Here is a 21,959-nt window from a genome sequence, read left to right on the forward strand (position 1 = left end):
TCACGAACAATTTTGAGATATTCAGCACCGCTGGCGCTGAATATCCCAAAATTGGTTTCACAATTAAAGGTACTGATACTTTCCTGAAGATTAGTGATCGCGATTGATTGCGATTTTTGATTGCTTGTCTGTTTTCTAGTCTGAATAATAAGATCTAATACCAATCCTCGAAAGTGTAGTTACGCTTTCAAGAATTAAAAATCAACCCCAGTGAGGTTTTTGGATTCTAAAAATGGCAACATCATTTTTAGAATTGGTATAAATGATACTTTATATATTGTTTTGTTTTTGGTTAAAGAGGATATATAAGATTGGCTGACCGTGCTCTTGTTGAAGTCTTTCGCGAAATGAATGGGGGAATGTTCCCACCCATGACAGAAACGTTTGAACGCGGTAAGACGATTTTTTTTCCTGGGGATCCTGCGGAGCGTTTTTACTTTTTAGTTAAAGGCGCGGTAAAACTTTCTAGAGTTTACGAAGCAGGTGAAGAAATTACTGTCGCCCTATTACGCGAAAATAGTGTGTTTGGTGTTTTGTCTTTGATTACAGGTAATCGCTCCGATCGCTTTTATCACGCAGTCGCATTTACGCCTGTTGAGCTGCTTTCTGTACCGATTGATCAGGTTGAAAAGGCACTGAAGGAAGATCCTGAATTACCGATGGTGTTATTGCGTGGATTGTCATCGCGGATTTTGCAAACAGAGATGATGATTGAGACGCTAGCCCATCGCGACATGGGATCAAGACTAGTCAGCTTTTTGCTAATTCTTTGTCGTGATTTTGGTTCGCCTTCGACTGATGGCGTAACGATTGATTTGAAGTTATCCCATCAGGCGATCGCAGAAGCGATCGGCTCCACGCGAGTAACGGTAACTCGATTGCTTGGCGATTTGCGGAAGCAAAAGATGATCGCGATTTCAAAAAAACGGATTACAGTACATAACCCAATTGAGTTAGGGCAGCAATTTGCTTAAAGAAAGTAGATGCGTTGCTTGGCAACGCATCTACTTTCTTTAAGTAACTCAGCATAATTAAAAAACTAGGGTCAAAATCTGTAACGCTCGCTTAGCGAGTGGTACAGATTTTAGGGTTTTATATTTAATTTTGCTTAGCTACTTAGTAGATGCGTTAAGCTGTTTATAGAAAACCATATAAAGAAAACTATCTAAAAATGTACGAAACTTTAAAAATAGTCTGGTCTATTGTTGCTATTTGCTTAGTGGTCTTAATTCTATTACATAGTCCTAAAAGTGATGGCTTGGGAGGCTTTAGTGGTCAAGCTCAATTGTTCTCAAGTACCAAAAGTGCAGAAACCGCACTGAATCGAGTCACTTGGTTCTTAACCGCAGCTTTTTTGGGCTTAACAGTGATGCTTAGTGGTGGTTGGCTTACTAAGGCAACGGTAACGGCTCCGATTCCAGCGCAAGTTTCTCCTGCAACTCAGACTGTACCCAATGCACAACCGATTCCCTTAAATTTACCAGCACCAGCACCAGCGACAACTCCAGAAAAACCTCAGCAATAACATGACGGCTATTCTGCCTAAATCTAGCGATCGCGCAAGTAATCATATATTGCTGCCATCGATCAGGTGGGAGACATATCGTGTGATCGCCGATGATTTAGAAGCTCAAAGAAAATGCTTTGATTCGGCAAGTACGTGAATGGGCGATATCAACTCACGTTTAAAAATATACCGACCGGAGAGTTAAGCAGAGCCTGATCAACTTGAAAGAATAGCTCTTCGGTATTGTCTGAGTTAACTATTACTACATCAGCTAATTCAATTTTTTCAGATTGAGACATTTGACTTGAGATTCTCTGTAATGCTTCGGATTCTGAAAGATGATTGCGGTTAATTAGTCTTTGCAACTGTTGTTGGGGATCGCAAGCGATCGCCCAAGTCTCAGTCACTAGATCCTCCATTTTCGCCTCAAACAGCAATGGGATCACCATTACCACTGTTGATGGCTCTAAGTGTTTTGCTTCAGAAATCAAGCATTCTTGGACATAGGGATGGATTAGCCCTTCCAGCCATTGACGCTCGATTTCGCTCTCAAATACGATCGCGCCCAACTTGCGGCGATCGAGGTTGCCTTGATCGTCAAATATTAATTTGCCATAGCGATCGCGGAGTTTTGCAAGGCGATCGTCTGTTAAAGCTTGTCTAGCATATAAATCAGCATCAAGAATTGGCAGTCCATAGGTCTGATGCAAATAATCAGAGACAGTGGTTTTACCTGTGGCAATGCCTCCTGTGATGCCGATGATGCGCTGAGTCATGTGTTTTAATTCTAATTTGGGATGTCCTGTGGAGCAGGACATCCCAAATTATCCTATTTATTGAACTCATGGATTTCACCAATATTCTTGGATTTACGGCTGCATCTCTGACAACTATTGCTTTTTTGCCCCAAGTAATTAAGGTTTGGCGATCGCGATCGACTAAGGATATCTCTCTACCGATGTTGGTTACTTTTATTGCAGGGATCACGCTCTGGCTAATTTATGGCTTATTGGTTAATGCCGCGCCGATCTACCTTGCTAATGGGCTTACCTTGATTTTAAACCTACTGATTTTACGCTTTAAACTTAAATATGGATAAACTAGTGAGGGCGGTGCTTTGCACCACCCTCACTAAAGTTAATAGTTTTAATATGACCTCTCTTAGCGACTTCTTCTCGACTTATTTCAGCCATTTTGTAATGCTGGGTCTAATTTTGACCTTTGCGATCGCCCATAGTGGGCTTGCTGAATTACGGATGTGGGCTGAGGAGCGGATTGGAGCAAGGCTATATCGGGTAATTTTTGCACTAGTTAGCATTCCCCTTGCCGTAGTACTACTTATTTATTTCTTCAACCATCGTTATGACGGGGCGCAGTTGTGGAATGTGCAAGGAGTTACGGGCATAAGGGAGTTTGTCTTGATTCTTTCAGCAATTTCCTTTCTTTTTCTCTATCCTGCTACGTTTAACTTGAATGAAGTTGCCGCGATCAAAAAACCAGAGGTACATTTATTTGAAACGGGAATCATTCGTATTTGTCGCCATCCACAGATGATTGGTCAATGCCTTTGGGGCATAGCTCATGCTCTTTGGTTAGGAACCTCTTTTACATTGGTAACAGCGATCGCTTTGGTTGTTTATCATTTATTCGCTGTATGGCATGGCGATCAGCGTTTGTTTAAGCGATATGGAGATGCCTTTTTGGCTGTGAAGGAGCGTACTTCAGTATTGCCATTTCTTGCGATCGCCCAAGGTCGTCAGCAATTAGTTTTAAAAGAATTTGTCCGCCCTGCTTATATCGGTGTTGCCATCACAATTGTTTTATTTAGATGGCTACATCCGATCGCAATTACTGCTTCTGCAAATGTAAATTGGTAAAATACTAAACAAAAAAGAGGGCGTAGAACCCCCTCTTTTTTGTTTAATAAACGGGCAGCGTAAATCGAAAACAACTGCCTTTTTTGCCGATCGCGTCATCGACCCAGATATGACCATAGTGAGCGGTGATAATGCGGCGACAGAGTGATAAGCCAATACCATAGCCATCTGCCTCGTCGTCGCGCTCTAGCCGATAGCGCTCCTCAAATACGCGATCGCGCATTTCTGCAGGAATCCCAGGTCCGTTGTCAGTAATGCTAACTTCAATCTTTTGGGCAGTGCGATGCATGACTGTTAGCTCGATTTTGCCGCCTTCGGGCGTGTATTTAGTAGCGTTGCCTAAGAGATTGATTAAAACTTGACGAATTTTTTCTTGATCGACATACACGGGTGGTAAATCGTTAGGAATATCCTTGACTAATTTTTGGTGCTTCCCCTCCAGACATTTGTGAAAGTAAAAATCGCTGATGACACTATGACAAAGTTGATCGAGTTGAATTTTTTGGCGTTGAGTACGAAATTTGGCATTAGCCCCCCGTCCTGCTTCGAGAATGTCGGTAATCATGCTATCGGCATCACGCGCTTTGTTACGAGCATGTTTGAGCAGACGAGACACCATTTGTGGATCGATTTTGTCGCCGCTTTTTTCGATGGTGTCGATCGCTAATAAAATTGCGGTTAAAGGATTTCGCAGATCATGGGCGAGCATTCCTAACACGCGATCCTTAAAACGAATTTGCTCCTCAATCTCAGATTTTTCTTGTGACAGCCTAAACACATCATCAGCAAGACGTGCAACTTCATTCATATAGTCAATATTTTGAGCAAGTTCGGGTGGATGGTTAGTAGTTTTGTCTAATACTTGCTGTTTCCAAGTATCTAAACTGTTTTCTAGCTGTTTGAGTATGTTTTTCCCCGCGATCGTTTGTCTTGGTAAAGGTGATAATTTGAGCAAGGCTGGCGACATGACCACTTTAAATAGTTCGGCAAGTTGTGGCTGACTGGCGACATTAATAATTTGCAATTCGGATCGACAATCACTTTCACGTTGCAAAAAATCCTCCACATCCTTGACTAAATCTTTTGCCTTGGGGCGATCGTCAATAAATAGTAAGAGTTGTAGGGTTGATTCAGGTAATGTTGGAATAGTCCTCATTAGTTTTCGGACTCGTAACGGATTTTTTAAGACATTCTTAATAATTATATTATTGTTTTCATGCTTTTACCTCAACAGCGATGGCAGATTTTCTCTCCACAGTCAGATTTGTCACAAGAGATCGCTGATTCTACGGGACTTTCTCCCATAATTGCGCAGGTTTTGCTAAATCGCGGTATTAATACCCCTGAAGCTGCCAAAGTTTTTCTCGATCCCGAACTAGAAGATTTGCCCGATCCTAAACAAGAATTTCCTGACTTAATTAAGAGTATTGACCGTATTGAACTAGCCATAAAAAATGGCGATCGCATCACGATCTGCGGTGACTATGATGTTGACGGCATGACTAGTACCGCTTTGTTGATTCGCACTTTGCGATTATTAGGCGCAATTGTCGAATATGAAATTCCTAGTCGGATGACGGAGGGCTATGGGATCAATCAGCGCATTGTGCAGGATTGTCACGATCGCGATGTGAAATTAATCATTACGGTAGACAATGGCATTACCGCTTATGAGGCAATCTCTCTTGCCGAATCATTAAATATTTCTGTAATTGTTACCGATCACCACGAAGTCCCCGAAGACTCTAGCAAAATTCCACCCGCAACGGCGATTCTCAATCCTAAATATCGCGTCGATCCTAATTCGCCTTACGCAGCGATCGCTGGAGTTGGTGTTGCCTATGTTTTAGCTTTGGAATTAAGCGATCGCTTTGGCAAACGTGCTGAATTAGAAAGTCCTTTATTAGAATTATTCACCCTTGGCACGATCGCCGATCTCGCCTCATTAACTGGTATCAATCGCCGATTGGTGAAAAAGGGTTTGCGTTTACTTTCTCAATCTAAGGTAATTGGCATTATTGCGCTGATTAACGAGACGGGTATTGCTAAAGATAAACAAACTGGGTTGAAACCTGAAGCGATCGGTTTTGGGCTTGGTCCTCGCATTAATGCGATCGGGCGAATTGGCAATCCGCAAGTAATTATTGACCTGTTAACTTGTGAAGAAATGGGGCAAGCGATCGCTTTAGCTCAAGAATGCGAGGCAACTAACCGTAAGCGCCAAGATCTTTGTAAAGAGATCGAACAAGAAGCGATCGCCTATATGTCAAAGCTCAAATCAGAGGGTTTTGATATTACCCAAGAGCGAGTTTTAGTAATAGTTGATCGGGAGGTGCAGGATACTCTCTATCCCTCTTCCAAGGGAAATAGAGAGATGTCGTAGCCATTTCTTTATTTGAAACCCCTTACTGGGTTTAGTTTTCAATTCACAAACATTGTAGTCACACTTTTGTGAATTGGTATTATAAAGTTTAAGTTAGGTAAAGTCATTATGAACACATTACTCAAACCAGCCTCAAACCAACTAAACACATGGATTAGCGCCCCTTGGACAGAATTTGTGGCGATCGCCGATGCGCCAGATAGCGACAAACGCAAAAGCTACTATTACAAACAACAGATGAGATTTGAGGATATGTCCACAGGTTCCGATCATGCCAACGATCACGCATTAATTCTATTTGCCCTCTCCTTTTATGCCGCCACAAAGCAAATTCCCATGACTGCCAAAGATGGCTGTTCCTATCGCCAAAGCGGAAAAACTGAATTTCAGCCCGATGTCTCCTATTACATCGGTGACAATGCCGATGCGATCGCTTGGGGAACGCGCATCATTGACCTCGATCAATATCCCTTACCCGATCTCGTCATCGAAATATCTGACACCACCTTCAACGATGACCTCGGCACAAAACGCCTGCAATACGAAGAACTAGGCATCAAAGAATACTGGATCGTCAATGTCCAAACCATGAAAATTTACGCCTTTGCGATCGCCCCAGATGGCAGCAGCCATCATATTCGCCAATCCTTGGTGCTATCTGGATTAAAACTAGAAATTTTAGAACAAGCGATCGAACGCAGTCGCCAAGAAAATCAATCAACCGTCACCGCATGGCTAATGAAGCAATTCTGATGAGTGCTAAAGATTGGGAAGTTTGCCAGTTTGGAAGGAAGCAACTTAAGGTAGGAGCAAATGGAAATAAAGTCAGCGAATTTTAGTTTTTTGCGCGAGCATGATCCACAATTGGTAAACCTTGCTGCCCGCGCTGAACAGTATTTCCATAGCGACAGTAATACCTGTATCCTCAAACTACGGCAATTTGCCGAGCGTCTTGCCCAGCACATCGCCGACGAGACAGGGCATTATCAAGCACAAGACGAAGCACAAGTAGAGTTGCTAAGACGACTTAAAGCAGAAGGTGTCATTTCTCGTGAAGTCGCTGAACTTTTCCATAGCATTCGCATCGGAGGCAACAATGCCGCCCATAAAGGCAAAGATGACAGACACGAAGCCCTCACCCTCCTCAAAAATGCGCGTGAGTTAGGCATCTGGTTTCATTGCACCTTTAGTAATGACAGAAATTTTAGAGCTGGGGCTTTCGTACCACCTGCTGTGCCCATTGATGCCACCGCCGAATTGATAGCCGAAATCGAGAGACTACAAGGGATCGCCAATGATAGTCAATCGGCTGCTGAACGATCTCGCCTTGAAGCTGAACAGAAAGAGATCGCCCTGAAATCTGCTGAAGAAAAAGCCCGTCAAGCTGAAGCAGAAAAGCAACGATTGACACAAATGGTGATAGAAAAAGAACAGCAACTAGCACAGCAAAGTACCAATCAAACTGTCACGCCCCAACAAACTGCGGAGATCCTCAAGCGATCAAAAATTTCCGCCAAAAATATCGATCTCGATGAAGACCAAACCCGTCAAATTAGCGTTCAAAAATCACGCGATCAAAGTTGGGAAATCAATCCCTCTTCCAAAAGGGAAAAAGCCCTCACCCCTACTTCTCCCAAGGAAGGAGAGGAGAGAAAAAGAGCGGGGTGGCATCATGGGGTGATTGGTATTGTTGCATCGCGGCTAGTGGAACGTTATGGCGCACCTGTATTTATAGGTAGCTATGAAGATGCCCATGATGATTCTGAAGAAGCTGCCACTGTGCGCTTTTCGGTGCGGGGGATTCCTGAATTTCATGTTTTTGAGGCGATTGAATATGAACCGATTAAAAGTATTCGTAATAAAGGTGGGGGACATAAGGCGGCGGGTGGTTTTACCCTGCCTGCGGCAAATCTAGAACAATTGCGGCAAGGACTGCGGGAATTTGCCGATCGCGAAAATATTCTTCCTAGTCACATCAGCCCTTTGATTAATATTGATGTGCGTATTGACCTCAGCGATGTATCCATGACTCTGCTGCAAGAATGCGATCGCATGCAACCTTGCGGACTCGGCAATCCCGATCCTGTGTTTTATAGTCAAAATGTGCGCGTACTTTCTCAACAAACTCGCGGCAGAGATAAAGTCAAACATCTTTCTCTAGAACTTGATACAGGCAATGGCAAGATCAAAGCGATCGCATGGCGTTGGGGAGAATATTGTCCTGTGCCTGATTATGTGGATATTGCTTATAAGTTACGTGCTAATCAATGGCAAGATACAACTTCTGTAGAATTAGAAATAGTTGGTATTCGCGAGGCAACAGGTACAACGATGGAAAGTTCTCAAAATGCGCCTAAGCAATTGCAATTGCAATACAACCCTGCGCCCGTAATTACCAAGTTTCCTCAATGGCAGAAATTGAGTGAAGCGCCAAGACCTTTGCCTCGTCCGTTATTGTTATATGGTTGCGATCGCCCTGCTGATAAATTTCAAGGCGATGTCGATTGCGATCGCCCAAATCGTGATCGAGACTATCATGCGATCGTACTTTGGACGATGCCACCATCTTTCACCCATCTCCAATGGCTAATTGCGATCGCCAAACCTGACTATATCTATCTCGGTTCCCATATTCCCTCAGTTCCTTCTATCGATCAATTTCTTGCCCAAGTTCAATCTCTTGATTTAGAGAATATAGAGAAATTAAATCTGTTAGATATCTCACAGCAATGGTGGATTTCTCCTAGTGCGATCGTCTCAGCTTTGAGAGAATTGAACTACACCTGCGATTTTCCACCGACATTACCTCTTGATGGAGAACTTCTCAGGATGCAAAAATGGTATGGCATTGCGATCGGAAAGCTTGAAGCAATTCTTGCTGATCAAAAATAATCACATATACTTATAGCTGATCTACTTGAAGATTCTTTGGAAAATTTTGGAGACTAATTATGATCTATCCAGACTTACTCAAAAGGACTGTTCTTCTCTATCGCGATGAAGATAGCTGTTTTTTGTGGAAGTTCCCAGTTTAGCTGGTTGTGTCAGTCAAGGTGAAACTAGAGAAGAAGCTTTATCCAATATCCAAGAAGCGATCGCTAGGTGTTTTGGGGAGGTCAAACATGATAAATGGCTCAAAGCTTTTATGGACAGATATTTCAGATATTGAAGACCTCCGACGCTAAAAACGTTGCCCATCAAGCACTTCGGGCTTTCGAGATGTATTACCTCCCCGAAACACCTATTGAGACTAGTTGATAAGGCATAGGTAGCGATCGCATAAAAACTCATGACAATGAAATAGATCTCGATTGGCTTAATTGGTGGTATCTAAATGAGTAAACTGGTTTAAGTGACATCTAACTCGAATTTGGAGACATAGACTGAATGGCTGATTTAGTGACAAGTCTGGCTAAGGTTATCGAGCAATTAAAAACGCGATCGCGTTTATCTATACTCAGCAATTGGCAAAGAGAAAATGAACAGGGTGCTTGGGAGACTTTACCAACGGTAAGCACTAAGCAAAATAAGCCGATGGTAGCTTTCTTGCAATGTGAGGAAAACATTCATTTAAAGCAAGCTTGGCAAGTACCAGAGAGCTATGCAGGATTATCGATCATCGGCTCCACGATTCGGCTCAATTTAATATGGTGGGTGGATATTTGTGAGGTGTGGATTAATGGAAATAAAGTCCAAGAAGGGGATTTATTTGATCAGAAATGTCGGATTTTATTAACTAATCATGCGGAACCTCTCGATGAATTCATCCTAGAAATCAAGCTAAATAGCCCTAAACACGATATTGGCGCATTACAACTTTCAGAATTAATCTTTGAATATTCGCAACAACCATGCGATCCCGATCAGTTAGCGATCGAATTAGAAATTCTCCAGACTTATATTCCAGTTTTTACTAAGAACCAGATTGATTTACAACCTCTTGAAACTGCCGCAAATAGATTAATTAATCTATTCGCAATGCCTGAATCGATTACAAGTGAAAGCATCTTTAAGCAACTAGCGGAAATTCGTAAACCTCTTCTGCAATATAGCGAATTCCTTAAACAGCGTCAGATTTATATGCTGGGAAATTCGCATATTGATGTGGCTTGGTTATGGGCGATCGCAGAAACTAAAGATGCAATGCAACGCACATTTACATCGGCTTTAAACCTCCAAGAGCATTATCCAGAATTATTTTTTAATCAAAGTACGACTGTCTCTTATCAATGGATGGAAACAGAATATCCTGAATTATTTGCCCGTATTCAATCTGCCGTCGCCGATGGTAAATGGGAACTGATCGGCGGTATGTGGGTGGAGCCAGATGGGAACTTGCCGAGTGGAGAATCTTTAATTAGGCAGATTCTTTATGGGCAGGAATATTTTCGTAAAAAGTTTAATCGAGAAGTTAAAATCGCATGGTTGCCAGACACTTTCGGGTTTCATTGGCAAATGCCGCAGATCCTCTTAAAAAGTGGCTTTGAAGCATTTGTTACGCAAAAACTAATGTGGAATGACACTAACAAATTCCCGCATCAAATTTTTTGGTGGGAAGGTGTAGATGGAAGTCGTATCTTTACTTATTTTAGTAATGAGATTGGTCTGGGACTGGAACCTGTCGCGATCGCAAAATATCTTGCCACTCAGGAAGAAAAACACGATATCACTGAGACTGCATGGCTCTATGGTGTTGGCGATCATGGTGGGGGGCCAACGGCGGATATGCTCGACATGGGACGCAAGTGGGCGGATTCACCCATCTTCTTTGAAATGCAGCCCAGCACATTAGAGGATTTTCTATTAAATCTCAAAGAGAAATTACCCGCAGATCTACCAGTTTGGCAAGATGAACTTTATTTAGAATTTCATCGCGGCACATTTACATCCAAAGCCGAACAAAAACGACAAAATCGCCAAGTTGAAGTTCTAATCGGTAATGCCGAAAAATATAGCGCGATCGCATCTTTAATTACAAATATTCCCTATCCTAAAACTCAATTAGAGAATGCTTGGCAAGGATTATTGCTCAATCAGTTTCATGATATTCTCACTGGCACATCAATTCCTGAAGTATTCATTGATGCCAATCGCACATGGACTGAGGCAAGAGAAATTTGCGATCACCTGCTTCCTATTGACATCCAAGAAAATACTAATTTGCAAGCATGGAATTTTCTCAACTGGCCGCGATCGCAGTTAGTCAAAAAGTCAGACGGTTCATTCTGTTGGTTAGCGAATATTCCTAGCTTTGGATTTGCAGAACTGGAATCTGTAGGAATTTCCGAGACAAATGAGCCTTTAAGTATTACTTCTGATAGTGAAAAATTTTATCTAGAGAATAGATATCTTAAAGTCGAGATTGAGCTTAAAACTGGTGCGATCGCGCAAATATTTGACAAGCGATCGCAAAAAGCGATCTTGCAATCACCTAGTACCATCCAGTTTTTTGAAGACAAGGGACAATATTGGGATGCATGGAATATTGATCCAAATTATGAAAGTAAAAAATTAGAATCGACAACGCTCGAATCAGCTGTAATTTCTAGCAATAGTAGCCTACAAGTATCAGTCCGCACTGTCCAAAAGTTCCGTAATTCAACCTTCACCCAAGAGATTCAACTAACTGCCTTTGAGCCATTTATTACTGTTAATAATTGGGTTGATTGGCAAGAGGAATACACCCTAGTCAAAGTAGCTTTTCCAGTAAATTGGCGATCGCTCTATGCTACTTACGAAATTCCAATGGGAACGATTCAGCGCAGTACTCTTGGCGAAACGACTGAAGCAAAAGCTAAATGGGAAGTTCCCGCACAATATTGGGCAGATATCGCGGTTTCTCCAATCCCAGAGAGTTTGCTCCCGCCTGTGGCGGGAGCAAACTCTGGGATTGGGTTGAGTGTTCTTAATGACAGTAAGTATGGCTATGACGCAAAACCTGAATGTTTACGTTTAACTTTGCTGCGTAGTCCTAATTGGCCCAGTCCAAATAGCGATCTCGGTCATCATGAATTTACCTATCGATTAGTTCCCCATCAAGGTGATTGGCGTGAAGCAAACATTGTCCAACTTGCTCAAGATTTAAACAACCCTCTTGTTTTACAACATTCACCAATTCCAACAAAACAACAAAGTTTTGTACGAGTCTCTGCACCAAATATTGTTCTCTCAGCTTTTAAGCGATCGCAGGATCAGTTAGGTTGGGTTATGCGTTTTTATGAGGCGCATGGGCAAACAACTGAAACTGAAATTGAGATTGCACTCGATTCATTGCAATTAGAGAATATTTGGGAATGTGATTTGATGGAAAACAAGAATACTTTACTTCAAATATTTGTAGACGAGTCCAATCACTTAAAAGTTATATTTAAGCCCTATGAAATTAAAACTTTTTTCTGGCTACACAAGTAAAACCAAGAAGTTAATAGCGCCGCTATTAACTTCTTGGGGTTTGATCGCGACTATAAATTAAGGAACATTTACTGTTCAAAAAATGTCCAGAGTTATCAAGTTTAACTTCAGCCCTCAAAACTTTATGCCATTTTTTTCAGTTCTTATTGACTTACTTAGCGATCGCGATCGGTTTATTCAAGAAATCTATGACGGTATCAAAGTCAATACCAAAATATTGGGCTTGTTAGTCTGTAGCTCTATATTTTTGGCGGTTTATGGCGGATTGATTGGAGCCGTTAGCTCTTGGATGCAGGTTTTATCTTCGGCAGCTAAGTTGCCATTTTTATTCCTCATCACCCTAGCAATTTGCTTACCGGCACTCTATTTCTTTAATGTTTACTTCGGTGCAAAAACTCGTCTGAGTCAATATACGGCGATTTTACTTTGCGCGGTGACTATTACGAGTACCTTATTATTTGGTTTTGCTCCAGTCACTTTATTCTTCTTGATTACGACAGAAAGTTATTCCTTTTTCTTGTTGTTAAACGTTGTCATATTTACGTTAACAGGAATTATTGGGGTTTACTTTCTCTATCAAGTTTTACTACCAAAAGTGGAAACCATTGTCTCAGATAAAGGTTTAGTGATAGAAGATACAGCGATTGACAAAAACCGCAAAGTTCGGATATCGATTTTGAAGTTTTGGCTTGGTCTTTATGCTTTTGTTGGTAGTCAGATGGCTTGGACACTCAGACCGTTTTTTGGTTCCTTTGGCTCCAAATTTGATTTTTTCCGTCCTCGTGAAGGTAATTTCTATATGGCGGTCTGGAATGCTATTAAGCATTTATTTGTCTAATAAACCTGAGTTTAGGAATTAGCAGTAAAATAGAGAACCAATTTTTTGTGGCGCGGCGAAGCCGCGCCACAAAAAATTGGTTCTCTATTAAATCGTAGAACTCATACCTAACAAACATGCAAACTGATATTAGGAATTTGCAGATCACTGAACAAGATCTAGAGAGAGTAACAGGAAAAGAGATTAGCCTTTTATTCATTGGAAGTGCTTATAGAATTTCTATACTTCAAAAGAAAAAATGCTTGCTTCCTTTCTTGTTGAGTGAAGTTATCACTCTATTCTTAATTTCAATTTTTAGTTTGCCAATTAGTATTTTGATCTTTCAATCTCTTGGGAGACCCATAGATAATCGCCAAGATCAAGTTGGATTTGCCATTTTTGTATTCTCATTTGTCCTAATTCTGTTCGCTGTTTGGAACCTGTTTGCTTGGACGAGATCTAAAAAAATGGCTTGTTTATCCCATCTTCTCGATGAAGTAGATAAATATAATCAAGTAATTGTTGCTGTCGATATTTGCGATCGCCTAAAGTCCGTCGGCAATCAAGTTGCGAATCAATCCGCAAATCTCAATCATCGCGAAGATATACTGCAAGCACTTGAGCTAAGTAGAGATAGTCTAATTTGTGGCTTGACTACTGAAAAAATCCTGCGAGAACATCGTAATTTTTTAAGTAGTCATCGCCAGCTTTTTGACAATATTGAGCAAAATCTAATTGCCTTAGAGTCCTTAGAGGTGAAGAATCAAGCCGAACAGTACAGTTCTATGCTGAGTGATGCGTTAGTCATCGGCATGAATGTCCAGAGAGAAATGCTTAACTTGCAAACAAATAAAATCATCTAATGGTTCTGCAAACTAATTTTTTGGGCGCGGCTTCGCAGCGAACAAAAAATTAGGTCTTTATTGTTGTAGTATCGTGCAAATTTCATTACTAAAACCTTGACACAAGATTATTTAGCTTTAGTTAGTGATTTGCAAAATCAGTTAAAAATATTGCAAACAGCGATCTCATCCCAGAAAGAGTCTGCACCCGCAATCGCCAAAGACTGGCTGCGATCGCATCGCGAAATTCAAATATTTTTTCAGTCAAGCCTTGTAAATACGGATTTAGAGATAACACCGCAAGATTTATCTTTGCAAGTGGAGATTGATAAACAATTAAAAATGCTTGGCGTAGATTTAACCATGTTGCAAACCTCACGTAGTCCCGCTACTTGGCAAAAACGGTATCAACAAGCTTGCGATCGCTTTTTCCTATTAGATAGCTATTTCCAAATGCATTATGGCGATCTCCATAAAATTTAGTCGCGAAACATTTTATTGTAAGCTTATAAAATAATCGATAGATATTAATATAAACATAGTAAAAACTCTATAGTAAAATCAATGATCCTAGAAACAGCTTGGTTACTTCCTTGCTATGGTTTGCTGGGTGCAGGGCTAACGCTCCCTTGGTCATTAAGGATAGTGCGTCGTACAGGGCCGCGTCCGGCTGCTTACCTAAACATATTGATGACTGTACTAGCACTACTGCATAGCTGTTGGCTGCTGACATCAATTTGGGGACAACCTTCTCAACAATTTGAATTTATTTGGTTTCAAGCTTTTGATCTAAATCTTGCTTGCTCCTTTGATATTTCCACGATTAGTGTCGGTGCATCAGTGATGATTGCCGTGATGAGTCTAATCTCACAGGTCTATGGACTAGGCTCTCTCGAAACTGATTGGGCGATCGCCAGATTTTGCGCCTTAATCGGCTTTTTTGAAGCCGCGATCACTGGGATTGCTTTTAGTGACTCACTATTTTTCAGCTATGCCCTGCTGGAAATGCTCACCCTATCCACATATTTATTAGTCGGATTTTGGTATGCACAGCCCCTAGTGGTGACCGCTGCAAGAGATGCCTTTTGGACAAAAAGAGTCGGCGACTTATTTTTGTTAATGGCTGTAGTTACATTGTCCAATCTTACGGATAGTTTGAATTTTTCCGATCTCAAAACATGGGCTGATGCACCGCAAACGATCGCCTATTTTGCAGAACATCAACAATTTGGCACATTATTAGGACTAGCTCTAATTGCGGGACCACTAGGTAAATGTGCTCAGTTCCCACTGCATCTATGGCTTGATGAGGCGATGGAGGGTCCAAACCCTGCTTCGATTTTGCGAAATTCCGTAGTTGTTGGCGCAGGAGCCTATGTCCTGATTAAGTTTCAGCCCGTATTAACTCTGTTCCCAGTGGCAGCAGAAGTTTCGGTGGTGATTGGCGCAATTACAGCGATCGGGACATCACTAGTTGCGATCGCCCAAATCGATATGAAACGGGCCCTATCTCACTCAACCAGCGCTTACCTAGGTCTAGTTTTTATCGCTGTGGGTATGCAACAACCAGAGCTAGCAATGGGTTTGCTCTTTAGTCATGGCATCAGCAAAGCACTGCTATTCCTGAGTTCAGGGGCTGTGATGATGTCCACAATGACTCAAGATCTCACAGAAATGGGCGGCATTAAGACGCGAATGCCCGCCAGTCTAGTCGGCTTTATTGTTGGCTCACTGGGCTTAGTGGCACTGATTCCCTTTGGTGGATTTTGGACGCTCTTACGTTGGGAAGAAACATTTTGGAATAGTGACTCTTGGTTAATTGCGATCGCCTTATTAGTCAATAGCATTACCGCCTTCGGACTAATGCGAATGTTTGCACTTGTATTTCTTGGCCCAACCCAGCCCAAAACCCGTCGTGCGCCTGAAGTTGCTTGGCAAGTAGCACTTCCATTAGTCTCACTGACAATCATTACTTTGCTTGTGCCCATCTTGTTACCATCATGGGAATTTGTAGATATTGACTTAGATACAGTAGATATCTGGGGTACTGTCGTGCTTGCTGCTTCTGGGCTTCTGGGCTTTGGATTAGGTGCATATATCTACATCAAACCCTACGAAACTGGTAGCTCCGTACCGATGTTGCCCAAGGCTACTCGTCAAGTATGGAAGGCTGTACAGGATTTACTAGCCTATGACCTCTATGTCCAAGCCATCTATAAATACACGGTGGTCTTGATTGTGGGCGGCGGTTCCAAATTTTTGGCTTGGATTGATCGCTATTTAGTCGATGGTTCGGTCAATTTTGTTGGCTTTGCCTCAATATTTAGTGGCGAAAGCTTGAAATACACGGTGACAGGACGATTACAGCAGTATGTGCTGACAATCATGATCGGTCTAATTCTGATCGGATTTGCCGCTTTTTATGGTCTGAACTAAATATTCAGCGCCTTAGGCGCTGAATATTTAATGGTTTTAATTATTATTTTTTAATCAAATATGCTTAGTACATTGGTTTGGGTACCGATCGCAGGTGCACTTCTTATCGTTTTAGTGGGAGCAGCCCTCGACTCCCAACAGTTACGCCGAATATCGTTGGGAATTGCGATCGCTACATTTGGATGGTCTCTCTTCTTAATCACCAAATTCGATATTAGTCTATCTACAATCCAATTAAGTGAATCCTTAGCTTGGTTAGATCCGATCGGACTCACTTATAGGTTAGGTGTTGATGGTCTATCCTTCCCCCTAGTTCTAATGAATGGATTATTGCTGATTGTCGCTATCTACATAAGCAATGATGTCCAACGTCCTCGACTCTATTTCCCCCTGCTATTACTGCTTGGGGGCGGAGTCAATGGAGCATTTCTTGCTCAAAACTTACTCCTTTTCTTTCTTTTCTTTGAAGTTGAACTAGTTCCCCTCTATTTATTAATCGCGATTTGGGGCGGAGAAAAACGCGGCTACGCGGCAACCAAGTTTTTAATTTATACTGCCATCTCAGGTGTGCTGATCTTAGCTGCATTCTTTGGCATAGCATTTTTTGGCAGTGGTGATGCAGCCTTTACCTTTAACTATCAAGATTTAAATCTTGAAGGAGTATCGAAAACCACCAAAGGAATTTTGCTGATTCTGCTACTCCTTGGCTTTGGTATCAAAATCCCAATCGTGCCATTGCATACATGGTTACCCGATGCCCACGTTGAAGCCTCAACCCCAGTTTCCACACTACTCGCAGGAGTTCTACTGAAACTAGGAACTTATGGTCTATTGCGGTTTGGACTGGGGTTACTGCCCGAAGCATGGCAAGCGATCGCTCCTTTTCTGGCTGGTTGGGCTGTGGTCAGTGTAATTTATGGATGTCTCACAGCAATCACTCAGACAGACATGAAGAAAATGGTTGCCTATAGCTCTGTAGGACATATGGGTTATATCCTTCTCGCCTTAGCCGCTGCTACTCCATTGTCACTAGTAGGGGCTACTTTTCAGATGGTTAGTCATGGTCTTATCTCGGCACTACTATTTATTCTGGTGGGTATTGTTTACAAGAAAACGGGAACCCGCGATATCAACTCTCTTAATGGTTTGCTCAATCCTGAACGTGGTTTACCAATTACAGGTTCGCTGATGATTTTGGCGGCAATGGCAAGCGCAGGTACACCAGGAATGATTGGGTTTATTGCTGAATTTGTGATTTTCCGAAGTAGTTTTGCAGTTTTCCCAATCCAGACTCTTCTCTGTATGATTGGGACTGGATTAACTGCGGTCTATTTCCTAATCATGATCGATCGCGTATTTTTTGGTCGTCTTGCCGTCGAAAAAGTTGCGAGTCAACCACCGATTAGTAATTTTCCCTTTGCAAAATGGCAAGAAAAATTTCCTGCGATAGCTCTTGCGCTGATCATCGTGTTCTTTGGACTAGTTCCCAACTTTGCCACCAAAATGATCGAGAGTTCCGCCGATGCGATCGCGCCAAATCACACTAAGCCTAGTCATATTGCTTTGGGAGAATAGTTAAGTAAGAAGGGGTGCAAAGCACCCCTTCTTGCATTTGTGATTTAAAGCAAAATCTCTTTGTAAAGTTTGATATAACGCTCTGCTTGCAATTCTAAAGAATACTCCGCAAGGGCGATCGCACGACAATTGACGCTCATAGTTTGCCGTAATTGCTCATCTTCCAGTAACGTAACAATACCATTACAAAAATCCGTGGCATCTTCTGGCTTTGCTAAATAACCTGTGGTCATCGGTCTTACTAGGTCTGAAACACCACCAATGTCAAAGGATACCATTGGCGTTCCACAAGCCATGCTTTCTTGTAATACCAGAGGTAAGTTATCAGCACGGGTAGGAAAAACAAACAGGTCAGATGCGGAATAAGCAATAGACTTTAAGCGATCGCTACTAACGTATCCCAAATTAATAGTTGGTATTCGCAATTCAGCAGTAATCGCTTCGCTACCATTACCAAAGGTCAGGAGTAGTATCTCAGATTTAAGGGATTGTGGTAATTGCTGCAAAGCATTGAATAATAAATCCCCACCTTTACGTTTATCTTTAAGGCTTTCTGCACCGAACAAAAGTACTCTTTTATCTTGAGGAATACCTAAAACAGCCTTACATAAATGTCGATCTAATGGTTGATAGGCATTTGTATCAATACCATTGGGAATGTGGAGGATGGGAAGGTGACTGAGCATACTTGCTTTAGCTTGTTCCGTTAGCCAACGACTGAGGGTGATGATAGTCAAATTTGATTTATTGTAAATCCAATTTTTAAGTTTCCACTCAATGCGAGTACTATCACGATGAATGGCTGGATAGGTATCTGGGTAAGGACATTTACCACAGCCAATTTTCCAGCGATCGCAGTCATAGCTATAAGCACAATGTCCAGTAAAACTCCACATATCATGGAGGGTAAAAATTGCAGGTTTTGCTTTAGTTAATTTGGAAATAGCTAAATAGTTAAAGTAGCCTGTATGTAAGTTGTGAAAATTGAGGATATTAGCATCTTGATAAAATTTGTGATTGGTAATATCAAAACTGCTAAAAAGGTTAATATCATTGAGTCCAGAATATTTAGTAAATCGATTAATTTGATTTTCAAAACGGGGTTTACGAGGCACAGCTTCTATGCGATCGCTATTGGTCTTAACATTTCCCACCAACATCTTAGAATTAATTCCTTGTTCCAATAATCCTTGATGAAGACGATATCCTGCGATCGCAGCTCCACCAGAAATATCAGATTGATTGATATGTAAAACTTGCATGGTTAAGAATATCTACTAGATACTTTGGATGATATTTGGTAATCGAGTGCGCCAATTTCCATTTGCTACTTCAGAAAGAGAAATTAAGCGGTTTAACTTTCCTTTACCTTCTAAGAAAGCTTTGATTTTCCCTCCATTGGTATAGTCTATCGCAATATATGGTACGCCAAGGGATTCAGCAAATAACACTGAATGGAATCTCATACAAATATTCAACTTTGCATTGTACATACTTTGAAGTATTTCTTTTGGAGAAATCGGTTCCCTAGTATAGAAGATTTTATTTGTTAACTCCTTGTTAGAGACTAAACCTGATAAATTTGCATCAAATTTTCTATTGAAAACCCTGTCATCTCCACCAACAGAAAAAGTGTGCATTGGCAACAAATGAATATCTGCCTCATACTCCGAACTAAGTGTTAGAATCATTTCCACAATTTGTTGCTCAAATTTATATTTAGTCAATATAAATTCCTCTGGATTTAGTTCCCCTATATATTCTATCCCCCACTCCCGCAGAAAACAAGAAATATTTTTAGCAGATCCAAGTGGAGGAATATTCCGATCTAAATTGCCAGATAATTTGATGAAATGGACATAATTAGTTGCAGGATCGGGAATAACCTTGAGAGATTTAACTGGAAACTCTTTCAAGATTCTATCCGCAGAATCTCGATCCCGAAGGCTTACATAATCAGCTAATCTGATAATTTCAGAAACGACTCTAGTATAAAGTGGAGATTTAAGAGGGCCAATCCCACAGCCTTCAACTCTTGTAATAGCACCAGATTTATTAGCTGCCATAAATGCATAAAGAATATGATTAAGAGGTTCTATATCCATTAAAGGTCCACCTCCCACAACTACTTCATCAATCTGGGTACATACTTCTTCAAATTCTTTAGAGTAAGTTTCAACAATAGAAATATTCTCTAAGTCCATTTCATTGAGAGTCCAATGAGAGATAAATGGATAAAGGCTGGTGAGATATATCTTGCTTGGAGGGTTAGAGCGATCGCGTAGTTCACTAATGATAGACCATAATATAGCTTTGTCTCCTACAGTCTCAGTTCCATACCAACCTACTATCAATACAGTTTTAGAGGAAACAGAGGATAATTTTGTTAATTTCAGACTTGACTCTATGAGTTTGGAAGATAGACTTAGGAGCTTAGAACATTCATACTTTCTTCTTCTTCTTGCTTCTAAATAGGATAATACTTTTTCTTTAGCTGTAAGTGGCTCATGATAATCATGAATACAGCTAGAGCAGTCTTTATCAATGATCTCTTGCCTTTTTGAAATATTAGAGAAGTAGAGCTTTTCTGCTGCAATTTCTAGAGTACTTCCCAAGGAAGGCGATTTGGGTGAGCAATACAAGAGTTCTGCTTTAGCAGTTAAAACTGCGGCTCTAGATTGATAAGGACATCCTATCGATCTAGGTTTATGTTCTACTAACATTCCACGAATATTTCTATAGGTTTTTTTTAACATTAAGTCTTTTTCAAATTCATGCTCAACTCGAAAAAAGAATAACCCTAGATGATAGAGCGTCTTTTCGTCAAATGCTCTGACAAATTGACCTTGTTGGGAGTTATAGAGGCGATCAATGTATTCTGCAACCCGAAATCGACCATATAAGCTTTTTGATTCGGCATAATCGAGGAGTTCATCTACATAAAGTGCATTTGAAGAAGTGATCGTACATCCAAATGATGAAGGGATATCTGTTTCTTCATGAAAGAATTTCAATAGAGAGATAGCAGAATCAAAATTATTTTTGCGTCCCCTTACAGCATCATGAACATCGCCTATTCCATCCAGAGAAATCATGACATTAAATCCAACACCATAACTTTTGCAAATAGCAGCAGATTCTAAAATACGCTGCTTTACAGTTTCATGAATAATGGCATTGGTAATAATTCCTGTACCTATAATTCTCGGTTCTTTAGAACATATTACTCTATAGAGTTCTGGTAAGTCAGATCGAAGCGTTGGTTCTCCACCACTTACACCTATATATTTAATTTCGCTAAATAAGCTATCGGATAATATTTTTGCTAATTCATCGGGAGTAACTTCTTTATCTTTTTTTTGTTGCCAAATTAAACACATTTGACAGCGAGAATTACAAACATCATTGACTAACAAATTAAGAGTTTCAGGCTTTTGAGGAAAAACGTTGGCAAGTATATTTGATCGAATATCTATATAAGCTAATAAACTCAGTGAATAAATTCCCCGAAATCGATTTAATTGTTTTTCAGTTAGAGTTGATTTAAGTTTTTGTTTAATTGTTGAAAACATACTATTTTTATACTTGATTTAATTTAATTGTATTCTAAGTGTCAAAAGGATTATATAAGTCTATATTGGTTCTATCTATATCCCTGATTTTTTTGGCAGGTACACCAGCTACAATACATCCATTAGGAATATCTTTGACCACTACGCTACCAGCTCCAATAACTACATCATGCCCTATAGTGACACCAGCAATAATTGTTACATTCATTGCACACCAAACGCGATTTCCTATATTGATTTCCATCGCTTTTGGTTCTAAAGTAATGGGATCATGAGTTCCAGAGTTGAGAGTTAATCCACCTGCCGACATAAAATCGTCACCTATTGTGATAGGAGCATAATTCCAAATACGAGCAAAACTACCAAGAGTGCAACGATTTCCAAACCTTAGGTTTCCCTTGTTTTTAATGTAAATATTTTGCCCAGCATAAAATTTATTGCCAAATTGAATATTCATATACTTAAGATGCAATATTCTACATATTGGATTTCTAGATAGAGAAACCCTCCCAAATTTGAATTCAAGATCCGCTATTATT

Annotated in this window: 19 protein-coding genes and 1 pseudogene; 15 read left to right on the forward strand and 5 right to left on the reverse strand. The window is 40.8% G+C overall.

The features are described 5' to 3' along the window. The first annotated feature begins 347 nt into the window (after nt 1-347). The 3 genes from ntcA to APA_RS24895 all read left to right on the forward strand — a co-directional run bounded on the left by ntcA (nt 348) and on the right by APA_RS24895 (nt 1,664). Nucleotides 348-974: a global nitrogen regulator NtcA gene (ntcA, locus tag APA_RS24885; RefSeq protein WP_201324919.1), complete on the forward strand. Its 627-nt coding sequence runs from the start codon at nt 348-350 to the stop codon at nt 972-974. Nucleotides 975-1,171: 197 nt separating this feature from the next. Further along, on the forward strand, nt 1,172-1,525 hold the full coding sequence (gene secG / locus APA_RS24890) for a preprotein translocase subunit SecG (protein WP_201324898.1): 354 nt from the start codon (nt 1,172-1,174) through the stop codon (nt 1,523-1,525). A gap of 1 nt (nt 1,526) precedes the next feature. Next, entirely contained in the window at nt 1,527-1,664 is a 138-nt protein-coding gene (locus APA_RS24895; RefSeq protein ID WP_201324899.1) for a hypothetical protein, read from the forward strand. Between the two features lie 10 nt (nt 1,665-1,674). Here the strand turns inward: APA_RS24895 and coaE are convergent, their stop codons facing one another. Beyond that, nucleotides 1,675-2,325, reverse strand: a complete 651-nt coding sequence (gene coaE, locus APA_RS24900) for a dephospho-CoA kinase (protein ID WP_236580066.1) — start codon at nt 2,323-2,325, stop codon at nt 1,675-1,677. Nucleotides 2,326-2,351: 26 nt separating this feature from the next. Between coaE and APA_RS24905 the strand changes: the two genes are divergently transcribed. Beyond that, nucleotides 2,352-2,606 (forward strand): SemiSWEET transporter, encoded by a 255-nt coding sequence (locus APA_RS24905; protein ID WP_201324900.1) that lies wholly within the window; start codon nt 2,352-2,354, stop codon nt 2,604-2,606. Nucleotides 2,607-2,658: 52 nt separating this feature from the next. Beyond that, on the forward strand, nt 2,659-3,384 hold the full coding sequence (locus APA_RS24910) for an NnrU family protein (protein ID WP_236580068.1): 726 nt from the start codon (nt 2,659-2,661) through the stop codon (nt 3,382-3,384). Between the two features lie 43 nt (nt 3,385-3,427). Here APA_RS24910 and APA_RS24915 read toward each other — a convergent pair whose 3' ends face one another. Then, entirely contained in the window at nt 3,428-4,540 is a 1,113-nt protein-coding gene (locus APA_RS24915) for a histidine kinase (protein WP_201324901.1), read from the reverse strand. 60 nt (nt 4,541-4,600) lie between these two features. Between APA_RS24915 and APA_RS24920 the strand changes: the two genes are divergently transcribed. From APA_RS24920 to APA_RS24965, 10 genes and pseudogenes are all read left to right on the forward strand, one after another. Continuing rightward, complete coding sequence (locus tag APA_RS24920) at nt 4,601-5,767, forward strand: DHH family phosphoesterase (RefSeq protein ID WP_236580070.1); 1,167 nt, start codon at nt 4,601-4,603, stop codon at nt 5,765-5,767. Nucleotides 5,768-5,875: 108 nt separating this feature from the next. Then, on the forward strand, nt 5,876-6,520 hold the full coding sequence (locus APA_RS24925) for a Uma2 family endonuclease (RefSeq protein WP_201324902.1): 645 nt from the start codon (nt 5,876-5,878) through the stop codon (nt 6,518-6,520). Between the two features lie 60 nt (nt 6,521-6,580). Then, nucleotides 6,581-8,659: a DHHA1 domain-containing protein gene (locus tag APA_RS24930; RefSeq protein ID WP_201324903.1), complete on the forward strand. Its 2,079-nt coding sequence runs from the start codon at nt 6,581-6,583 to the stop codon at nt 8,657-8,659. Between the two features lie 59 nt (nt 8,660-8,718). Continuing rightward, nucleotides 8,719-8,936: pseudogene (locus APA_RS24935) on the forward strand (type II toxin-antitoxin system HicB family antitoxin). A gap of 218 nt (nt 8,937-9,154) precedes the next feature. Continuing rightward, on the forward strand, nt 9,155-12,178 hold the full coding sequence (locus tag APA_RS24940; RefSeq protein ID WP_201324904.1) for a glycoside hydrolase family 38 C-terminal domain-containing protein: 3,024 nt from the start codon (nt 9,155-9,157) through the stop codon (nt 12,176-12,178). A gap of 82 nt (nt 12,179-12,260) precedes the next feature. Then, complete coding sequence (locus APA_RS24945; RefSeq protein ID WP_236580073.1) at nt 12,261-13,016, forward strand: actin-binding WH2 domain-containing protein; 756 nt, start codon at nt 12,261-12,263, stop codon at nt 13,014-13,016. A 446-nt stretch (nt 13,017-13,462) separates the two neighbouring features. Further along, nucleotides 13,463-13,858, forward strand: a complete 396-nt coding sequence (locus APA_RS24950; protein ID WP_201324905.1) for a hypothetical protein — start codon at nt 13,463-13,465, stop codon at nt 13,856-13,858. Nucleotides 13,859-13,954: 96 nt separating this feature from the next. Further along, nucleotides 13,955-14,320, forward strand: coding sequence for a heterocyst frequency control protein PatD (gene patD / locus APA_RS24955; protein ID WP_201324906.1), 366 nt, complete (start codon nt 13,955-13,957; stop codon nt 14,318-14,320). A gap of 81 nt (nt 14,321-14,401) precedes the next feature. Further along, the gene (locus APA_RS24960; protein ID WP_201324907.1) at nt 14,402-16,273 is read left to right on the forward strand and encodes an NAD(P)H-quinone oxidoreductase subunit F; all 1,872 of its coding nucleotides are present in this window, start codon (nt 14,402-14,404) and stop codon (nt 16,271-16,273) included. A 60-nt stretch (nt 16,274-16,333) separates the two neighbouring features. Then, on the forward strand, nt 16,334-17,848 hold the full coding sequence (locus APA_RS24965; protein WP_201324908.1) for an NADH-quinone oxidoreductase subunit M: 1,515 nt from the start codon (nt 16,334-16,336) through the stop codon (nt 17,846-17,848). A 44-nt stretch (nt 17,849-17,892) separates the two neighbouring features. On the opposite strand, the gene APA_RS24970 is transcribed toward APA_RS24965, so the two are convergent. From APA_RS24970 to APA_RS24980, 3 genes are read right to left on the reverse strand one after another with little or no spacing between them, the layout of a single operon-like run. After that, nucleotides 17,893-19,110, reverse strand: a complete 1,218-nt coding sequence (locus APA_RS24970) for a glycosyltransferase family 4 protein (protein WP_201324909.1) — start codon at nt 19,108-19,110, stop codon at nt 17,893-17,895. Between the two features lie 15 nt (nt 19,111-19,125). After that, a complete protein-coding gene (locus tag APA_RS24975) occupies nt 19,126-21,420 on the reverse strand; it encodes a polysaccharide pyruvyl transferase family protein (protein WP_201324910.1) in 2,295 nt (764 codons plus the stop codon). Between the two features lie 34 nt (nt 21,421-21,454). Beyond that, the gene (locus APA_RS24980) at nt 21,455-21,877 is read right to left on the reverse strand and encodes an acyltransferase (protein WP_236580076.1); all 423 of its coding nucleotides are present in this window, start codon (nt 21,875-21,877) and stop codon (nt 21,455-21,457) included. Between the last annotated feature and the right edge of the window lie 82 nt (nt 21,878-21,959).

Source organism: Pseudanabaena sp. lw0831 (assembly GCF_016584665.1).
GTDB lineage: Bacteria > Cyanobacteriota > Cyanobacteriia > Pseudanabaenales > Pseudanabaenaceae > Pseudanabaena.

Coding starts and splice junctions, on each gene's coding strand:
- ntcA (WP_201324919.1), top strand. CDS start 348: ATGAATGGGGGAATGTTCCCACCCATGACAGAAACGTTTGAACGCGGT.
- secG (WP_201324898.1), top strand. CDS start 1,172: ATGTACGAAACTTTAAAAATAGTCTGGTCTATTGTTGCTATTTGCTTA.
- APA_RS24895 (WP_201324899.1), top strand. CDS start 1,527: ATGACGGCTATTCTGCCTAAATCTAGCGATCGCGCAAGTAATCATATA.
- coaE (WP_236580066.1), bottom strand. CDS start 2,325: ATGTCCTGCTCCACAGGACATCCCAAATTAGAATTAAAACACATGACT.
- APA_RS24905 (WP_201324900.1), top strand. CDS start 2,352: ATGGATTTCACCAATATTCTTGGATTTACGGCTGCATCTCTGACAACT.
- APA_RS24910 (WP_236580068.1), top strand. CDS start 2,659: ATGACCTCTCTTAGCGACTTCTTCTCGACTTATTTCAGCCATTTTGTA.
- APA_RS24915 (WP_201324901.1), bottom strand. CDS start 4,540: ATGAGGACTATTCCAACATTACCTGAATCAACCCTACAACTCTTACTA.
- APA_RS24920 (WP_236580070.1), top strand. CDS start 4,601: ATGCTTTTACCTCAACAGCGATGGCAGATTTTCTCTCCACAGTCAGAT.
- APA_RS24925 (WP_201324902.1), top strand. CDS start 5,876: ATGAACACATTACTCAAACCAGCCTCAAACCAACTAAACACATGGATT.
- APA_RS24930 (WP_201324903.1), top strand. CDS start 6,581: ATGGAAATAAAGTCAGCGAATTTTAGTTTTTTGCGCGAGCATGATCCA.
- APA_RS24940 (WP_201324904.1), top strand. CDS start 9,155: ATGGCTGATTTAGTGACAAGTCTGGCTAAGGTTATCGAGCAATTAAAA.
- APA_RS24945 (WP_236580073.1), top strand. CDS start 12,261: ATGTCCAGAGTTATCAAGTTTAACTTCAGCCCTCAAAACTTTATGCCA.
- APA_RS24950 (WP_201324905.1), top strand. CDS start 13,463: ATGGCTTGTTTATCCCATCTTCTCGATGAAGTAGATAAATATAATCAA.
- APA_RS24960 (WP_201324907.1), top strand. CDS start 14,402: ATGATCCTAGAAACAGCTTGGTTACTTCCTTGCTATGGTTTGCTGGGT.
- APA_RS24965 (WP_201324908.1), top strand. CDS start 16,334: ATGCTTAGTACATTGGTTTGGGTACCGATCGCAGGTGCACTTCTTATC.
- APA_RS24970 (WP_201324909.1), bottom strand. CDS start 19,110: ATGCAAGTTTTACATATCAATCAATCTGATATTTCTGGTGGAGCTGCG.
- APA_RS24975 (WP_201324910.1), bottom strand. CDS start 21,420: ATGTTTTCAACAATTAAACAAAAACTTAAATCAACTCTAACTGAAAAA.
- APA_RS24980 (WP_236580076.1), bottom strand. CDS start 21,877: ATGAATATTCAATTTGGCAATAAATTTTATGCTGGGCAAAATATTTAC.